Genomic DNA, 17424 nt, shown 5'->3' on the forward strand with positions numbered 1-17424 from the left:
AAAGACAGCCGCCACAGCGGCTCAGAGACCCGCTCAAAGCCAGATAGGGCATTCCTGACACAGGCGCATCGAAACGACAATCCGGCGGGGAGCCGGCGCGAGCCGCTGGAATACAGGCATGAATACATGCGGTCTGCGTGCACGACCAGCGGACGTCACAATCGCAGAGGGCAGGTAAGCATCTTTCTGCTGGCCCCGTCGACCGCATAATGAAGGCGAACTCCCGCATCCTCAGCGTGAGAAGCACGGTGACGAAGGACTAGACCCCCGGCGGGACGTGATCATCGGAGCGGCATTGACCTCGGCTCTCCCCGAGATCCGAGCTCATCGACCTTTCACCAGAGGGCCTCAAACTCGTCTCGCGCCGAAGCCAGCACGGCTTCCGGTTCGCCAACAAGATGATCAACCGGCCGGCCTTCAGCCTCGAAGGACGTATTAGGCCCCATGAGCCACAGTGACAGATCCTCGTTCGACCACTCGTTTTCTCGGGCCAGCGCGAGGAGCTGCTTGATCACGATGAGAATAGTTCCTGACGCGAACTGGAACCCAGGGTAAACGGTGGTCCCACCACGCGTCACGCCGAGGAGCTCGCGATCCATCTCCACCAAGGAGACAGCGCTGGTAGCCCTCAGGAGCGCTTTGACTGCATTGCTGTCGAGCAGGCCAAACTCACCCTCTAAACGGTTCCAGGCCGCTGCAGTGGCTTGCCTGCTGTAAAGGAGAGCGGACGATACCTCTGTTGAGTCCATCCCGGCCACGGGAACCACCGGAAGCAGCGTCTCGTCCTCGTTTTGCCCTGTGCCGCCGTGACCCGTCATGCCCTAATCCTGCACCGCCTCAGCGAACAGGACAATGAGCCAAAGACCATCTCTGCCCCTTGTCACATTCTGCTCTCGGAGCAACACATCGAGGTGCCCGGGCTGAGGGTGTCCAAGATGACTTGGCCCCGCGTCACCAAGGCAACACGAAGCCTGCCCGGAGATTCGACGGCCTCAGTCGGGTCGCCGCTTTGTCCGCTGCAGAAGGTCAGGGATCTCTTCCTCGTGCTCACGTAGCAAGAGCAGCTTCTGCATCCCCAGAACGATATCGGGATCGTCGTTAGGGAGCTCACTATCCGGGAATTCTAAGTCGTTGTTCATTAACAACGTCCTCCATCAGTCAACCCAGTGAGACGTCCGAGGTCCGTTCCGTCAGAACAGAATACTCAAGGTCAGTTCAACCCTCAGTGAGGCGTCTCAATATAGCGATATGCACTCTCGAACGGCTCCCCAGTCAATGTCAGCCTGAATCTCCTGAAGACTTTCAGCAAGCTTTTCGCACCTCGTGCTTGCCGTCGTCTTTGATCTTCTACCCGGGGTACGACACCTCGATGACAATCCGGTCAATTTCGGTGTCGACGTCACCGATGTGAGGGTTCGACAGCCGGTCCAGGCCGTCGACGCCGTCTTCATCCTCAGCGTGTTCAGCATCCTTCACGTCTTTGGCCAGGGTGGACAGCTCACGGACTTATTCAATTGAGTCTCGGGCTAGCCACGTTCGATCTCCTGGCGGCTCAAGTATCGCACCAGACCGACGTGCCCTGCTCGAGACGACGACTGGACACATAAGTTATCGTGCTTTCGTTCGTGAACTATTGAGATCAACCAAGAAAAGCACGCACCTGGGCCATGTGATCGGGCGTCAGACCAATATTCGTGAGGGGCCTCAATCGGAGGACGGGAATGCCAAGACGTACCGTAAGTTCAGGCCGCGGCTCATCGTCTTGTTCCCACTCGTCCTCCTCATCGCACATATCGTCGAGCCAAACGATTCGATCAATGTGGTTGCCCGCTCGATTCTGACTCTCAACGTCCTCAACCAGTGCGTGGAGCTTCATCGACCCGCTGTCCATGTTCCGTTCTCGAAGTGGAAGGACAGGCCAGTCGCCTGCATGCAACCCTGTCACTGGGGCGAGATCGGATGCCGCGTAGTCCTCCCACGAGGTAAGCCACACCGGCTGCACATCGTCGCGAGCCGTGATCAAGTTCAGCTCAGCGATGAGCCCTGGTGCCCAGATCACGTGGAATCCAAAGGCACGGCCGCTTCCCCACTCAGCCCACCCACTGCCCTGCGGAGGGCTTGTTCCGATGGGGCTGACGGTGCCGTCGACATCCAAGTAAAGGCGGGTGGTTTTTTTCACCGGAACTTGCAATCTACGGTGAGGTTGAGGTTGCCCAGCCTGCGGGTATTGAACGCGCTGCGGAGCACAAACCTCGGTGCACTCAGGCGCGCGACCCCTACGTCGATACGAGCTACGTCGCACACCGCAAACAGATGCGGTACCACGCCGATGCGGGCACGAAGGCCCGCTCGGGGCGGCTTCGTCTCACAGAAATGCGGGCCCAAGTCGCGAGACACTATGGGGTCAGGTTCAATCATGAGTAGATGTTCTCACGAGCCTCAGACACTGATCCTGTCGGCTTACGTCGGCGCCGGTTCGACTGCGCTAAGAGTCACATCATCCGGCCACGTTCGACGGATTTGGAACACTTCGGTGGGTATCGGCGAACCAAGCCGCATCCTCCCGGTCCGCGATGCCCTCCACCATCAATAGTGCGTTTCAACGTACTGATACGCGCTCTCGAACGGTTCGCCATGTAATGGCAGCCGGAACTTCTTGAACACCTTGAGCAGGCTCTTCCGCACCTCTCGTTTGCCGTCGTCTTTAATCTCCCAACCGGGGTACGACACCTCAATGACAATCCGGTCAATCTCTGTGACGACATCGCCGATGAGCACCGGCACGTTCTCCGGTTTGAACTCCTCGAAGATTTGAGTGAGGGCACCGATGTTCGGGTTTGGCAGCAGGTCTAGGCCGTCGACGCCATCCTCATCCTCAGCGTGTTCAGCGTCTTTCACGTCTTTGGCCAGTGTGAACAGTTCACGCAGGTATTCGATGGAGTCTTTGGCCCGTGCTAGTTCTGACGCGCGCAGCCGTTCTAGGCGTTCCGCGAGCCCTTTGTAGACGGTGTGATTTCCGTTGGCACCTGCGAGGCGCCGTTTCAAGCGCGCTGCGATCCCATCGATTACCTCGGAGGCGGGCTTCACCACAGTTTCTTTGTCGTCCGGGTCGATCAACCCCGCATCGATGAGTGACTGCACCGTCGTGGAGTCAGCGATCTGAACCGTGAGCCTTGGGTTCCGGACGTTGATCCCGGTGATGTTCAGGTACACGAGTTCTCGTGTTTTGGCGCCGACGCGGTCCCACAGGAGTGCGGAGTTGTCGTTTGGTGTGACAGCTTCGTAGATTTTCGCGACCCACCGGTAGTCGCTTCGCCGTGGTTCCAGCTCTGGGACCGGGGCGATCGTCTCCCAGATGCTCTGCGCGAGCATGAACTGGAGACCGAACCTGTCGCGTGACTCACCTAGCGGCACTCGTTCCAACGCGGATTGGAACGAGTCCATGCCCACGTCAGTGCGGTCAATGCCCGCGAACCGGTCGAGGAGAGCGTCGAGTTCCTCACCGAAGGCTTCGATCAACCCTTCAAGATCGAGCTCACGCTGCTTCGCGTCCGGGTTGTTTGGGGTCATCGCCCGTGCAAACCCGTTGCCAAGTCCGATGTAGTCGACGATCAGACCGAAAGCCTTCTTCTGACCGGTAACAGGGTTTGACCATGGTCGGTTCGTCCGCGTGATCACCTGAAAGAGCGTGTGCAGTTTCATCGGCTTGTCGAGGTAGAGCGCTCCCTCGATAGGAGCGTTGAATCCGGTGCCGAGTTTCGATGTGACGATCAGGAATTTCAGCGGATCGCCGAAAGCGCGGAAACGGTTCAACGCCGCTTCCTCCTGCTGCTCCGTCAGCTGGTGCTGGTTCCAGGAGGCTGGGTCGTCCTTGCCCGCGGCGCTCATCACAACGGTGGCTTCGTCCTCGATCCCACGTTCAGCCAAGATCGCTGTCAACTGCTCGTAGTACGCGACGCACATTTCGCGGTTGTACACGACGATCTGGGCTTTCATCCCGAGCGGGTCGATGGTCGGGTAGAAGTGGTCGAGGATGTCCTCGCACACCTTCCGGATCCGTTCCGGGTTGGCTAGGAGCGTGGCGACGTTCGAGATTTTCGCCGCGATCTTCTCCTGTTCCTCTTCGCTCAGGTTCTCGGCTTTGGCGAGTTCATCAGCGGCAGCGTCGAGGGCTTCCTGGTTGATGTGGAAGTCAACCATCCGCGACGAGACCCGCATCGGAACGGTGGTGCCGTCAGCAATCGAACGGTTCGAGTTGTACGTGTTCAGTGCGTAATCCGGGTCGTTTTCGTCGCCGAACATCTTGAACGTGTTCCGGTCAAGGTCAGCGATCGGCGTGCCCGTGAACCCGAAGAGAAAAGCGTTCGGCAGTGCCGTGCGCATCTGCTGACCGAGGGAGCCCTCTTGGGTACGGTGCGCTTCATCGACGAGGACGATGATGTTGTCGCGGTCACTGAGGTGGCCTGCGTCTTTGAACTTGTGGATCGTTGTGAAGATCACACCGCGCTGATTCGCTTTCAGCAGAGAGCGGAGTTCTGAGGAGCTGGACACTTCGTTGAGTCGCGGCGTGCCCGCAGCCAAGAACTGGTTGTAGGTCTGACGCACAAGCTGGGCCCGGTCGGCAATCGCGATGATCGTCGGGTTCTTCAACCGTGGTTCATGGATGAGCCGCGCTGCCGCCCATGACATCGCCAACGTCTTCCCTGAACCCTGCGTGTGATAAATCAGTCCTCTGCGCGGCGTGCCGGCGACGGCTCTGTCAACGATCGCCTCGACGGTTTCATGCTGGAAGTAACGGGGCACGATCTTGGTGACCGACGGCAGGCCGTTTCGTTCGCCACGTTCAAACACGGTGTAATCGGCGAGGACCGACAGGAGCGTCTTCTGGTCAAGCAACTCGTCGATAGCCAGCTTTACTCGAGGCCACCCGCTGAGATTCGCGTCGGTCTTCGTATCGCCCCACTGCTCCCAGTAATCGAGCGGCGTGCGAATAGCGGCGTACCGAAATTCACGCCCTTCCGTGGCGAACGAAAGCAGGTTAGGGACGAAGAAATGCGGCCGTTCGACCTCATACCGGTCCCGAATATCCTTGGCTCCATGCAACCAGCTCTTCTTGTGATCGACAGGCGTTTTCGTCTCACCGACGACGAGCGGGATGCCGTTGACCCACAACACGACGTCGAACCGTGCTTTGCTTCCAGGAACGCCGTACGTGACTTCGTCCGAGACAATGAAGCTGTTGTTCGACGGGGTCTCGAAGTCGATAAGGTGCACGGGTTCGTCATGGTTCGTGTCGTTCAGTGTGATCGTCCGACGACCACGAAGCCAGGCCGTGAACTCCTCATTCGCCCCCATCATCCCGGTATCACCCGAGTTGACGAGGACGAGACGCAGGCTCGACACAACCATGTCGACCCGATCAGGGTCATCGGCGAGGAGCGGGTTCAGACGCTGAATCGCGGCGACAAGTTCGTCTTCGATCAAAACTGAGTCGTGCGAGCGGTCTAATTGCGTACCGGGAACGTACCTCCAGTGATTCGCAACCAACCGGTCGATAATTGCGGCCTGCACCGTCGACGACTCAGAAAAACTCATTATGCAACTACCCCCAAGTGCTCATCGTACGATGACGGAATTTCATGCTCGCCGCTGAGCAATGCGGTGAGAAGGTTGGTGCGCAGGATACGTAGGGCTGATTCAACAGCTGCGCATTCTCCTGCTACGTCCTTCTGAGCGAGCAGAAGTTCCTCATCCTGCGGGACGCGGTCATCTACCCGAACGCGGATTTGGTCGAGCATTCCCTTGTTTAGCTTGGGACGGGTGCCTTTGTTGACCAAAAGGCTGATGTCGTAGTGCATCAGCGTGAGGGCGAGCCAGTCAGTCGACACGGAAGTTGCGCGAAGAACATGTGCGTGGTTGTTCACCCAAGATGCCCCATCAATTCGATAGGCAATTGGTCTGGTCTTCCAGTGCAAAAGCCCCGCGCCGTCCTCACCAAGACAGACAAGAGGTTCATCGAAGAGCGCTTCGTTGATCCATCCAGTCCGTCCGGAGGCGCCATAGTAGGGAATTTGACCGGGCCTTGTGGAGCGCACGGTTTTCGAAATCGGTATGCGCGAATTATCGAGATTTTCGGAAACTTCCGGCAGAGACCGTGAACCCTGACGGGGCTGGCAGAGTTGTGCACGCGATTCCCTGAACGCCCGATCTGACTCTTCCTGGGCTATTGACGCGGCCTCAATCGTCTCATCAAGTGCACCGATGAGGTCAACGATACGTCGCTGCTCTGCGAGAGACGGAAGCAAAATCGTGTGCCTCTCGAAGTCAGCTTCCTTCCATCGCGCGCGCCCCTCAGAACCGGCGGCCCTGAGCGCACCGAGCACTGTCTCCTGTTGGAAGTGCAGCCAGAGGTATTCGCTCAGAAGTTGACTCTGGTCACACACATAGGCGGGGAACTCGTTGCTGGCGACGGCTCCGCTCATCTTGGAATCCACGACACCGAATGCACCCTTATCAGTATCAATCCTGTTGAATACGAAGTCCCCTTGGCGCATGCGGTACATTGACTTGGCTTTGACGGTCTCAGTCGTGCCAACGTCTCGCTCATACGGACCAAGGTTCTTCCAGCGAACACCCATCAGTCTGTAGATTTTGCCGAGGACGAGAGGTACCTGTTCGCTCCTTCGACGCGCTACTTGGCCGAGACGAACTTCAGCCCAAGGTTTAGACATCAAGTCCAGCTGCTTTCAGCTTCTCGTCGAGCACGTCCTGCGCAGTGGCAAGCCGCTCCTGCGCCTCTCGCATGAGGATCAACGCTTCCCCGACATTTGCCTCGGCCGCCGCTTCGCCTTTGATATACCGGCCGATGTTGAGGTCAAACCCGTTTTCCTCGATCTCAGCCAAACCAATAAGGCGCAGGCTCAGGCCACCATCGCCATCGATCTCCGTCCCATCCCGATATGCCGCGTGGATGACGTCAATGTCCTCGTCGGACATCGTGTTCTGGTTCTTTCCTGCTGCGAATCGCTTCGTGGCGTCGACGAACAGAACATGGTTCCGGCGTTCTGCCGGCTTCTTCTTTCTGAAGATCAACAGGCAGACAGGAATCGACGTCGAGTAGAACAAATTGTTCGGCAGGCTGATGATCGCCTCGAGCATGTCAGAACGAACAAGCTGCTCGCGGATCACGCCTTCCTTACCACCACGAAACAATACGCCGTGGGGCATGACGATGCCAGCGCGACCGTCGTCCTCAGCCATTGTGGAGACGATCTGCTGAATCCAGGCGTAATCTCCGTTCTTCACCGGTGGGACCTCACCCCCGAACGCACGAGAGTATGGATCGTGGGCCCAGGAATCGGCACCCCAGTTCTGGAGGCTGAAAGGCGGATTGGCCGCGATCACCGAATAGGTACGGAGACTTCCGTCTTTGTTGAGGAGCTTAGGTTCGCGGAACGTGTCACCGCGGACAACCTGGAAGTCTTCGAGCCCGTGGAGGTAAAGGTTCATCTTGGCCATCGCTGCGGTCGTCAGGTTGACCTCTTGGCCGTAGAGGCTGAGGGTGCGGGCGTCGCCGCCGTTTGCGTTGACCGCGTTCACCGTTTCGACGAGCATCCCTGCGGAGCCACAGGCCGGGTCGCATACGGAGTCACCTGGCTGTGGGTTGAGAATGCGCACGAGTAGGTGGACGACGTGACGTGGTGTGAAGAACTCGCCGGCTTTCTTGCCGCTGGCCTCTGCGAATTCCCGGAGTAGGTACTCGTAGGCTGCGCCCAGCATGTCCCCGTTGATGTGAGCCGGGTCCAAGGTCAGCTTGTCGAAGGCGTCGAGCAGATCAGCGAGAGCTGATTCAGGGAGACGTTCCTTGTTCGCCCAGTTCACGTCGCCGAACACCCCGTCGAGCTTTCCGGGGTTCGCCTCCTGAATGCGGAGCAACGTCTTGCCGAGTTTCGAACCGATGTTGACGGTGTTCCCAAAGACATCAGCCCAATGGCACTCCGTGGGCAGGGCGAAGGGTTGGTACGTAGCTTCGATCTCGTCGGTGAGGTCATCCCCGAAGTCGGCGACCGCCTGAACATGGTTGTGGTCCCAGGTGTCGGAGATCCACTTGAAGAACATGACCGGAAACACGTAGGACTTGAAATCACCCGGATCGACGGGGCCACGCAAGGCATTAGCAGCCGCCCACAGCGTGCTTTCCAGCTGGCTTTGGGTCAGGTGATGAGATTCGGCTGAGGCAAGTGCCATTCTGTTTTCTTCCTGAGGTTCGTTCGGGAGCAGTGCTTCGCTTGGCATCTGGGACTTTCAGATGCAGCAAAGTGGCCAACCGACTCGACCTGTGCCCCCCAGTGTCATGGTATCGCGGGTGCGCGTCTCGTGACCCGACTGAGCGACAAGCAGGAATTAGCAAGGTCTGCATGGAAGACAGGTCTCGGTGAAAGCGAAAGAATGACCGCCTCGAGGGATGAGATGATTGCTGCCGTACAGGAAGCGTGCGTCCCAATGGGAGTGGTAGTTGACCCCACGCGAGGAAGAAAGGGCTTCGGTGATGACTACAACCCCGACTCCTGACGAGGGCGTTCCGAGCGTCGAATCGTCCACGTCGAATCATTTCAGTCAGCTTTTAGACGAGGCAGGCGAGCGAGCGGATCAGATGATCGCCGATTTCATGGTCCAGGTCCCGGGACGAGCGATCTCACGGGGCGAGTCAGGTGGCTACCGGGCAAATTAAGGCTGCCTCGATAGCCGTTCCTGGATTGCGATTCTGCCTGGCCATAGGTCAACCCCAAAGCCCAACTCCAGGCGAGCGATGGTCGCCAGGTCTGGCCATGTCCGCCCCTGCAAGACGGCCATTATCGTCGAGTGGTCGACTCCAGCGTCGTTGGCGGCGGCCCGAATGCTCCGATCACCAATTGCTTCTCGAAGATTCTCTGCAAAAAGGCGCGCGACCTCGCCTATGGGGTCTAAAGACACCACATGCGGCCAATCTTCCATGAGGTCCCTCGGATGAGGGCGAGCTGGTCTGGACATTCTTTGAGCGTAGACGACGACAGTTCTTTCTCTGCGCGAAATACGCCGCTAGGTGGGCAGTGCGTCAAGAGCATGTGGTTATAGTAATACACAATTATAGAAGTGCGGACCTGATCGAGCGGTTATCAAAGACAGCGGCGGCGTCAGGTGGACCCAGGACCCGACTTGACGTGCCGGCAACGGCGGCCACAACGAGGTGGTCGCTCCCAATCAAAAACCAGGCACTCAGACTTGCACGTAGGCCCACGTCCAGACAAGCACTGGTGAGGCCTGAGTTCAGCCGCGTGGGTCGCGTCCCGCCGGGTGGTGTAGTTCATCGTCACTGCGCGGGTCAGCTGATTTGATCATGCAGCAACCAGCTCGGGAATAGGAATCACTCTGTCAGAGCGCTCGCGTCAGGGCTGGTGAGGGCCGTATTGAAAGCCTCCACGTGCCGCATGGAGGCCTCGGAGAGGTTGCGGCGAACGCCAGCCTCCCTCTCGTCGTGTTGCTCGACGAGCACGGCTCCTGTGAGGCGAAGCAGGGGAGGGGGTTGGGGAACACGACAACCACATCGGTCCGCCTCTTGACCCCTTTGTTCAATCATTCAACTAACCTGCCCTCGCCGTTGGTTCAAGGAGATCAGCATTTTCGATGTCACAGTCGAACTCGCGGACGTGACTGGTGAGAGCAGCCGCAGTTGTGGCGTCTCTGGCTATTTCACCGTCCCAGCCGCGTTGTATGGCATCTGCTTTGACCGCTTGAATGTCGGCCAGTTGCTCCGGTGAGAACGTCAGTGAAGTCGAGGCCAGTCGCGACGTTGGAGCAGTTCTCGCAGATGTTCGCGTAAGAGCAGGCGCCGGAACTTTCTGACATGACCGGGCGTCTCGGTATTAGAGTGCTCCAAGCCGTATCAGCCGTGTACCACCCGATCACAAGGCGGCTTCATGGGCAGGCCTAGGCGGGCCGCGTCATTCCAGAAGAGACTTAGGTTTCGCCCGTCTGCCCTGGTTTTGTGGGACGGGGGCTCAGGCTCCGGCTTCCTCGCCCCGATTCTGCTCGGCGAGCAAGGTTCCGTGGGGCTCGTGTGACGTGGCGTGCCAATCGCTGGTGACGCGAGCTAAGGCCGATATCCCTGCTGGCGTTTCCACGCCGATCTTTCGGTCCGCGGCGACGCGAGTCCGGGCAATGGCGATGAGTGTCCCGAGCGTACGAACTCTTGACTCGTCCATTTCTCAAGCATCACGCCGATCGGCAGTCTTGTAAAGCACGATACTTGTCAGATCCTCACAATCGGGACCTGGAACATGCGGTGTTATATACCTGCACCTCGGAGGATCCCGGCTTCCGCTGAGCGATGGCTCGATCGCGCCGGGTAAGGCTTTTGTCATGTCCCGTCGCGTAAGCGCGATCAGCTGCCGCGGTCCTCGGCCCACGAGGCAACAACGCCTGTGCAGCGCCCCGGATGCACAGAATCGCCATTGGCAATTCCCACGCTTGCGGTTATTCTAATCAGCACTAGCGAACCCTGATCGGTCTCACCTCGGCCGCGCTTAGTTGCCGATTCCTTCGGAATGAAGCCCAGGTCTGGGGCCCTGCAGCACGGTTGCGGCACGAAGCGTAGGTGGCTCTCGTTCGCTAGGTTCACTGCTCACCCTTTCCCGGAGGAGGACCAACGTGCTCCTTGCTCTTACTCTTCTCGCTTTACTTCGATTGGACCCGCAGAGCCCACCCCTCGAACGCGGCGCTGCCCCCGAGACCGGCAGCGGTCAGGCCGCAGCCCGACCAAGCGCAACCTAAGGCCGGGACTCAAATGTCCGCATCCACACGCCTGGGCCCGCTGGAACGCGCGATTCAAGCACGCGACAGCAAATTGGTAATTAGCACAATCCGACACCGATGCACGATCATCTCGTCCCCTGCCGGTGTCTGTTGGATTTGGCAGGGAGCAAAGCGGACGGATGGCTATCCCTACACCGGACGGGCTCGCACCAACCGGCTGACGCACAGGGTGGTCGCTTGGGCGAATGCTGGGTGCGTCGGCGCGATAGCCGAATATCCCCACGTCCACCACGTATGTGGGATCACGACCTGCGTCAACCCGGAACACTTGGTTCCGACAACGGCTCTGATCAACAACATGGAACGATCGACACGCAACGCCTTGCTGCACCGGATCAAGCAACTGACAGATGCCCTGAGAGAAATCGAACCGGAACATGCGCTGCTTGCCGGTGGCTGGGGGGCCGCCGAGGCGGGTCCGAACCTAAGAATTAAATTTGGCGCGACCTATCAATCCCCACGCAATCAACTTCGCCGCATGACGAGCAAGAACGCCTATGAGAACAGCCGGAGCGAGAACCAAGCCCGCAGGTTCAAGCAAGTCATCGAGGTCGACAGCCTAGTTGCACGAGGGCACGCGAAAGCGGCAGCTCTTGCAGAGATAGGCATCGATAGGACGGCGTATTACGAATGGCGGTCACGGATGCGGGACGTGTTTGGCTAATAAGGCACGCCTCGAGCCCTGACGTGGAGGACGGAACTACCGGTAATCGTTCGCCCTACGGGACTGTGCTGGATTGATCTACGGGCTCGGGCATCTTCTACATGGTCAGCACGGCGGACGCTGTTGCATTACACGGGCCGCCGGCAGCACAGATCAACAGTCCAGTTCCGACGCAGTATCCAGTGAGAGTCCAGGGACCCGAAACTCAGTGAACACCGCTACAGAAACCTGGAAAAGAGGAATTCCGCGGACCAACTCGGGCGGGAGACATTCAGTTGCGCGAGAATGCAGAAACCTCGTGCCAAGGCTATGAAACATAGCCTCATTATTACCATAAATGGCGTCTGATCAGGGATTTGTGGAGCCACGGGGAATCGAACCCCGGACCTCCTGCTTGCAAAGCAGGCGCTCTACCAATTGAGCTATGGCCCCATGTCATGGAAAATTCTATGACAGCTTATCGCTGTATTTATATGTGATTCCCACCCGTGCCTGAAGATAAGAATCGAACCCCGGACCTCCTGCTTGCAAAGCAGGCGCTCTACCAATTGAGCTATGGCCCCGATTTCTCAGGCCGAACATCAAGCGCAAGCGCTGAATTCGGAGTGAATCTGGTACTGCGTGGGGATACCGGGATTTGAACCTGGGACCTCTTCATTATCAGTGAAGCGCTCTAACCAACTGAGCTATATCCCCCTCTTGAGCAGATTGAAGACTACCGGAATCTGGCCGGAACCTGAAATCGAGCCATCCTCCCGAAGGAGAAACGACGTGAATTCGGCTTACGAGGGCTGTTTTAGGGTGAAAACAGCCCTCAATCGCGCAAAAAGTGATTAGTTATTGGTGAAGCCAACGAGGAGGCCGCCAGTGATTTTGACACTCAAGTTGTATAGAACGGCGTAGATGGCACCGAGGGCGGTGATCACGACAATGTTCAGCACGCCCACGACGACGGCGAAGCCCATGACATTGCCGATCGAGAGGATGGCGGCCAGATCGGCCGATTCTCCCGCGACGGTTGCGTACAGCTCGTCGACCGTGGTCAACACCTCGGTCTGCACCAGAACGGTGTAGGTGAGGAAGGTCGCCACGATCGTGACGATGGCAAGGCAGATCGCCACCAGGAATGATAGTTTTACGCTCGACCAGAAGTCGACGTAGACCAGTTTGAGGCGAACCTGCTTGCTCGCGGTCTTGCGAGTGGACTTTTTGGCGAGTTTTTCGGCAACGCTACTCATTCGGTGTCTCTACTTTCCCTGAATCCGCGTTTGGAACAGCGTCCTCCGCAGCAGTGGTGCCGATGGCACCAGCTGGTGCATCGGCATCCGTAACGCCTTCTTCGTCGGTGGCGACCAGATTACGTTCGATGTTTTTCGCGATGGAGATGATTCGGTCGTCATCCGCGAACTTCGCGAATACAACACCCATCGTGTCCCGACCCTTGGCCGGAACCTCAGCGACGTCAGAGCGTACCACCTTGCCACTGGCAAGAACCACAAGGACCTCATCCTCGGGGTTCACAATCAACGAACCGACCAGGTCACCACGATCGTCGTTGAGCTTTGCCACCTTGATCCCGAGGCCTCCACGATTTTGCAGGCGGTATTGGTCAGCGGCGGTGCGTTTGGCGTAACCACCCTCTGTCACCACGAAGACATAGCCATCGTCGTTGATAACGGATGCGTCCAGCAGGTTGTCCTCACCGCGAAAGTGCATTCCGATCACGCCGGACGTGCTGCGACCCATCGGGCGCAATGCGTCGTCGGTCGCGGTGAAACGAATCGACATGCCCTTACGAGAGACGAGCAGCAGGTCGGAGTCATCTTCAACCAGCAGGGCGGACACGAGCTCGTCGCCTTCCCGCAGCTTGATCGCGATGATGCCGCCGGTGCGATTCGTGTCGTACTCACTGAGCGCAGTCTTCTTGATCAAGCCGTCGCGGGTAGCGAGGGTCAGATACTGGGCCACCTCGTAGTCGCGAATATCGAGGATCTGCGCGATTTCCTCCCCGGGCTGCAGCGCGAGCAGATTGGCCACGTGCTGGCCTTTAGCGTCGCGGCCGGATTCCTGGGCTTCATAGGCCTTGGCCCGGTAAACCCGACCGGTGTTGGTGAAGAACAACAACCAGTGGTGCGTAGTGGTGACGAAGAAGTGTTCGACCACGTCGTCCGCGCGCAACTGGGCGCCCTTGACTCCCTTGCCGCCGCGGTGCTGGTTGCGGTAGTTGTCGCTGCGGGTGCGCTTGATGTAGCCGCCGCGCGTGACGGTAACGACCATCTCCTCTTCGGGGATGAGGTCTTCGACCGACATATCGCCGTCGAAACCGAACATGATCTCGGTGCGACGGTCGTCGCCGAACTTTGCGGTGATCTCGGCGAGTTCTTCACTGATGATCGTTCGCTGACGCTCGGGGCTGGCCAGAATCGACTTGAATTCTGCGATCTGCAGTTCGAGTTCGGCAGCCTGGTCGATGATCTTCTGGCGCTCGAGGGCGGCGAGGCGACGCAGCTGCATGGTGAGAATCGCGTCGGCCTGCAACTTGTCGACGTCGAGCAGGGCCATGAGGCCTTCGCGGGCGTCGTCGACCGTGTTCGATCGACGGATGAGCGCGATCACCTCATCGAGGGCGTCCAGCGCCTTGAGGTAGCCGCGCAGAATGTGCGCATCAGCCTCGGCTTTGTTCAGCCGAAACTGGGTGCGCCGAACGATTACCTCGACCTGGTGAGCGACCCAGGCCGAGATGAAACCATCGAGGGCGAGCGTACGCGGTACGCCGTCGACGATGGCGAGCATATTCGCGCCGAAGTTCTCCTGCAACTGCGTGTGCTTGTAGAGGTTGTTCAGCACGACCTTGGCGACGGCATCGCGCTTGAGCACGATGACAAGGCGCTGGCCGGTGCGACCACTGGTCTCATCGCGGATGTCCGCAATGCCGGTGACTTTGGCGTCCTTGACCAGGTCAGCGATCTTGATCGCGAGGTTGTCGGGGTTCACTTGGTAGGGCAGTTCGGTGATGACGAGGCAGGTGCGGCCCTGCAACTCTTCGATACTCACGACCGCCCGCATGGTGATCGAGCCACGCCCGGTGCGATAGGCGTCCTGAATACCCTTGACACCCAGAATCTGGGCGCCGGTGGGAAAGTCAGGTCCCTTGATGCGGGCAATCAGCGCTTCAAGCAGCTCATCGCGCGTAGCGCCGGGATTCTCGAGATACCACTGAGCACCGGCGGCAACCTCACGCAGGTTGTGCGGTGGAATGTTGGTGGCCATACCGACTGCGATTCCAACCGAGCCGTTGACCAACAAGTTCGGAAAGCGGGCAGGCAGCACGGTCGGTTCGAGGGTACGGCCGTCGTAGTTGTCCTGAAAATCGACGGTGTCCTCGTCGATGTCCCGAACCATTTCCATGGCCAGCGGGGCCATTTTGGTCTCGGTATACCGCGGGGCTGCAGCACCATCGTTGCCGGGGGAACCGAAGTTGCCCTGGCCGAGGGCGAGCGGATACCGCAGGCTCCACGGCTGAACGAGACGCACGAGCGCGTCATAAATCGACGAGTCACCGTGCGGATGGAATTGCCCCATGACGTCTCCGACGACGCGGGCGCACTTGGAGAATGCTTTGTCCGGCCGGTAGCCGCCGTCGAACATGGCGTAAATCACACGTCGGTGCACAGGCTTCATACCGTCGCGCACGTCGGGCAGCGCGCGCCCAACGATGACACTCATCGCATAGTCGAGGTAGGAACGCTGCATTTCCAGCTGAAGGTCGACCTGGTCGATCTTGCCGTGCTGCACGAGGTGGGCTGCCGCAGCGGCCGCGGTTGCAGCCATCGCGTCCGGGTTGGTTGAGTCGGGGTTGCCCGTGGTGTCGTCAGATGTCAAGGAAACGCACGTCCTTCGCGTTTTTCTGAATGAAGTTACGTCGTGATTCGACGTCTTCACCCATCAGGGTGGAGAAGATCTCGTCGGCAGATGCCGCGTCGTCCAGGGTGACCTGCAGCAGGGTGCGGGATTCGGGGGCCATGGTGGTCTCCCACAGTTCCTTGTAGTCCATCTCGCCGAGGCCCTTGTAGCGCTGGATGCCGTTGTCTTTCGGGATGCGCTTGCCGGACGCTGCTCCGTCGGCCAGGAGCGCATCGCGCTCCACGTCGGAGTACACGTACTGGTGCGCAGAGTTGCTCCACTTGAGACGGTACAGCGGCGGTTGAGCGAGGTACACATAGCCAAGGTCGATCAGCGGGCGCATGTAGCGAAACAGCAGGGTGAGAAGCAGGGTGGTGATGTGCTGGCCGTCGACGTCGGCGTCGGCCATCAAAACAATTTTGTGGTACCGAACCTTGTCGGGGTTGAATTCTTCCCCCATGCCGGCGCCGAAGGCCGTGATCATCGCTTGAACCTCATTGTTACCGAGGGCACGGTCGAGGCGCGCCTTCTCTACGTTGAGGATCTTGCCGCGAAGGGGCAGGATGGCCTGGAATTCGGGGTTACGTCCCTGCACGGCCGAGCCGCCGGCCGAGTCTCCCTCCACAATGAAAATTTCGGAGAGCGACGGGTCCTTACTCTGGCAGTCCTTGAGCTTGCCTGGCATACCCCCACCCTCGAGCAATCCTTTGCGGCGCGCGGTTTCGCGGGCCTTTCGGGCTGCCATTCGAGCGTTTGATGCCTGCAGGGACTTGCGGATGATTTCGCGGGCCGGGTTCGGATTGCGGTTGAACCAGTCGGTGAGCTGATCGTTGGCGACCTTCTGCACGAACGATTTCGCCTCGGTATTGCCGAGCTTGGTCTTGGTCTGGCCTTCGAACTGTGGTTCGGCGAGCTTGATCGATACGACCGCTGTCAAACCCTCGCGAACATCATCGCCGGTGAGGTTGTCATCTTTCTCTTTCAGGATGCCTTTCTCACGGGCATACTTGTTCACCAGCGTGGTCAGTGCGGCGCGGAAACCTTCTTCGTGCGTTCCGCCCTCATGCGTGTTGATCGTGTTCGCGTAGGTGTGCACGCTCTCGGTGTAGGCGGTGGTCCACTGCATGGCCACTTCAAGGGCCATCTTGCGTTCATGGTCTTCCCACTCGAACGAGATGATCTCATCGTTGACGAGGTCGGCCTTCTTGGCGCGATTGAGGTATTCGACGTAATCGACGAGCCCCTGGTCGTACTTGAAGGTGTTGCTCACGGCTTTGCCATCATCGGTCTGGTGGTCTTCACGCTCGTCGGTGAGGGTGAGGCGCAGGCCTTTATTGAGAAAGCCCATCTGCTGAAAGCGCGCGCGCAGAGTTTCGTAGTCGAACTCGATGGTCTCGAAAGTTTCAGCACTCGGCCAGAACGTGATGGTCGTTCCGGTTTCGTCGTTGGCTTCGCCCTGTTCGAGGGGAGCGTTCGGAACACCGTTAGCGAAGCTCTGACGCCAGATATATCCCTGGCGGCGAACCTCGACCTCGAGACGGCTTGACAGGGCATTGACGACAGAACTTCCCACGCCGTGCAGACCACCGGAGACGGAATAGCCACCGCCGCCGAACTTACCGCCAGCGTGGAGCACGGTGAGTACTACCTCGACGGTCGAGCGTCCCTCTGCCTTATGGATGTCGACTGGAATGCCGCGGCCGTTGTCCTCGACGCGGATCGCGCCATCGGCCAGGATTCGAATGTCGATGGTGTCACAGTGGCCCGCAAGAGCCTCATCGACTGAGTTGTCGACGATCTCATACACGAGATGGTGTAGCCCGCGTGGCCCAGTGGACCCGATGTACATTCCGGGTCGCTTACGAACGGCCTCCAGGCCTTCAAGCACCTGGATATCATCGGCACCGTATTCATGTTCCGCTTCCCGCTCCCCCTGTTGCTGGGAAATGACTGGGGATATATCTGGGGACGGGCGTTCGGGCGTCGGTTCAACTGTCATCTGAAAT

General features: G+C 58.9%; 12 protein-coding genes, 2 tRNA genes and 1 pseudogene. 1 reads left to right on the plus strand and 14 read right to left on the minus strand.

The window, feature by feature from the left end; translation table 11 throughout:
- Nucleotides 1–335: 335 nt before the first annotated feature.
- From E3T27_RS01885 to E3T27_RS16805, 9 genes and pseudogenes are all read right to left on the minus strand, one after another.
- Entirely contained in the window at nt 336–818 is a 483-nt protein-coding gene (locus E3T27_RS01885; RefSeq protein ID WP_134571394.1) for a hypothetical protein, read from the minus strand.
- Between the two features lie 174 nt (nt 819–992).
- The gene (locus E3T27_RS16800) at nt 993–1139 is read right to left on the minus strand and encodes a hypothetical protein (protein WP_206750146.1); all 147 of its coding nucleotides are present in this window, start codon (nt 1137–1139) and stop codon (nt 993–995) included.
- 208 nt (nt 1140–1347) lie between these two features.
- A complete protein-coding gene (locus tag E3T27_RS17130; RefSeq protein ID WP_277612382.1) occupies nt 1348–1476 on the minus strand; it encodes a hypothetical protein in 129 nt (42 codons plus the stop codon).
- A gap of 163 nt (nt 1477–1639) precedes the next feature.
- On the minus strand, nt 1640–2179 hold the full coding sequence (locus tag E3T27_RS01890) for a hypothetical protein (RefSeq protein WP_134571395.1): 540 nt from the start codon (nt 2177–2179) through the stop codon (nt 1640–1642).
- A 407-nt stretch (nt 2180–2586) separates the two neighbouring features.
- Nucleotides 2587–5595: a type I restriction endonuclease subunit R gene (locus tag E3T27_RS01895; RefSeq protein ID WP_134571396.1), complete on the minus strand. Its 3009-nt coding sequence runs from the start codon at nt 5593–5595 to the stop codon at nt 2587–2589.
- Nucleotides 5595–6563, minus strand: a complete 969-nt coding sequence (locus tag E3T27_RS01900; RefSeq protein ID WP_166786063.1) for a restriction endonuclease subunit S — start codon at nt 6561–6563, stop codon at nt 5595–5597. Before E3T27_RS01900 ends, E3T27_RS01895 begins: the two co-directional genes overlap by 1 nt.
- Before the next feature lie 160 nt (nt 6564–6723).
- Nucleotides 6724–8247: a type I restriction-modification system subunit M gene (locus tag E3T27_RS01905; protein WP_134571398.1), complete on the minus strand. Its 1524-nt coding sequence runs from the start codon at nt 8245–8247 to the stop codon at nt 6724–6726.
- 1127 nt (nt 8248–9374) lie between these two features.
- Nucleotides 9375–9612 (minus strand): annotated as a pseudogene (locus E3T27_RS17255) (transposase); the annotation flags it as partial.
- Between the two features lie 425 nt (nt 9613–10037).
- Nucleotides 10038–10241, minus strand: coding sequence for a hypothetical protein (locus tag E3T27_RS16805; protein ID WP_134571399.1), 204 nt, complete (start codon nt 10239–10241; stop codon nt 10038–10040).
- An 878-nt stretch (nt 10242–11119) separates the two neighbouring features.
- Here E3T27_RS16805 and E3T27_RS17260 point away from each other — a divergent pair.
- A complete protein-coding gene (locus E3T27_RS17260; RefSeq protein WP_241992072.1) occupies nt 11120–11515 on the plus strand; it encodes a hypothetical protein in 396 nt (131 codons plus the stop codon).
- A gap of 359 nt (nt 11516–11874) precedes the next feature.
- On the opposite strand, the gene E3T27_RS01930 is transcribed toward E3T27_RS17260, so the two are convergent.
- The 5 genes from E3T27_RS01930 to gyrB form a co-directional block, all read right to left on the minus strand.
- Nucleotides 11875–11947 (minus strand) — tRNA-Ala (locus E3T27_RS01930).
- Nucleotides 11948–12137: 190 nt separating this feature from the next.
- Nucleotides 12138–12211, minus strand: a tRNA-Ile gene (locus E3T27_RS01935).
- A gap of 137 nt (nt 12212–12348) precedes the next feature.
- Nucleotides 12349–12753, minus strand: coding sequence for a DUF3566 domain-containing protein (locus E3T27_RS01940; protein ID WP_104197278.1), 405 nt, complete (start codon nt 12751–12753; stop codon nt 12349–12351).
- A complete protein-coding gene (gyrA, locus tag E3T27_RS01945; RefSeq protein ID WP_134571536.1) occupies nt 12746–15346 on the minus strand; it encodes a DNA gyrase subunit A in 2601 nt (866 codons plus the stop codon). Before gyrA ends, E3T27_RS01940 begins: the two co-directional genes overlap by 8 nt.
- Before the next feature lie 40 nt (nt 15347–15386).
- Nucleotides 15387–17417 carry a DNA topoisomerase (ATP-hydrolyzing) subunit B gene (gene gyrB / locus E3T27_RS01950; protein ID WP_104197279.1) on the minus strand — a complete coding sequence of 677 codons (2031 nt, stop codon included), beginning with the start codon at nt 17415–17417 and terminating at the stop codon, nt 15387–15389.
- Nucleotides 17418–17424: the final 7 nt, after the last annotated feature.

Origin of the sequence: Cryobacterium lyxosi (genome assembly GCF_004403345.1) — a bacterium.
GTDB lineage: Bacteria > Actinomycetota > Actinomycetes > Actinomycetales > Microbacteriaceae > Cryobacterium > Cryobacterium lyxosi.

Bases quoted from the DNA above. Each gene is read 5' to 3' on its own strand.
- E3T27_RS01885 (WP_134571394.1), bottom strand. From the start codon at position 818: ATGACGGGTCACGGCGGCACAGGGCAAAACGAGGACGAGACGCTGCTT.
- E3T27_RS16800 (WP_206750146.1), bottom strand. From the start codon at position 1,139: ATGAACAACGACTTAGAATTCCCGGATAGTGAGCTCCCTAACGACGAT.
- E3T27_RS01895 (WP_134571396.1), bottom strand. From the start codon at position 5,595: ATGAGTTTTTCTGAGTCGTCGACGGTGCAGGCCGCAATTATCGACCGG.
- E3T27_RS01900 (WP_166786063.1), bottom strand. From the start codon at position 6,563: ATGTACCGCATGCGCCAAGGGGACTTCGTATTCAACAGGATTGATACT.
- E3T27_RS01905 (WP_134571398.1), bottom strand. From the start codon at position 8,247: ATGGCACTTGCCTCAGCCGAATCTCATCACCTGACCCAAAGCCAGCTG.
- E3T27_RS16805 (WP_134571399.1), bottom strand. From the start codon at position 10,241: ATGGACGAGTCAAGAGTTCGTACGCTCGGGACACTCATCGCCATTGCC.
- E3T27_RS01940 (WP_104197278.1), bottom strand. From the start codon at position 12,753: ATGAGTAGCGTTGCCGAAAAACTCGCCAAAAAGTCCACTCGCAAGACC.
- gyrA (WP_134571536.1), bottom strand. From the start codon at position 15,346: ATGGCTGCAACCGCGGCCGCTGCGGCAGCCCACCTCGTGCAGCACGGC.
- gyrB (WP_104197279.1), bottom strand. From the start codon at position 17,417: ATGACAGTTGAACCGACGCCCGAACGCCCGTCCCCAGATATATCCCCA.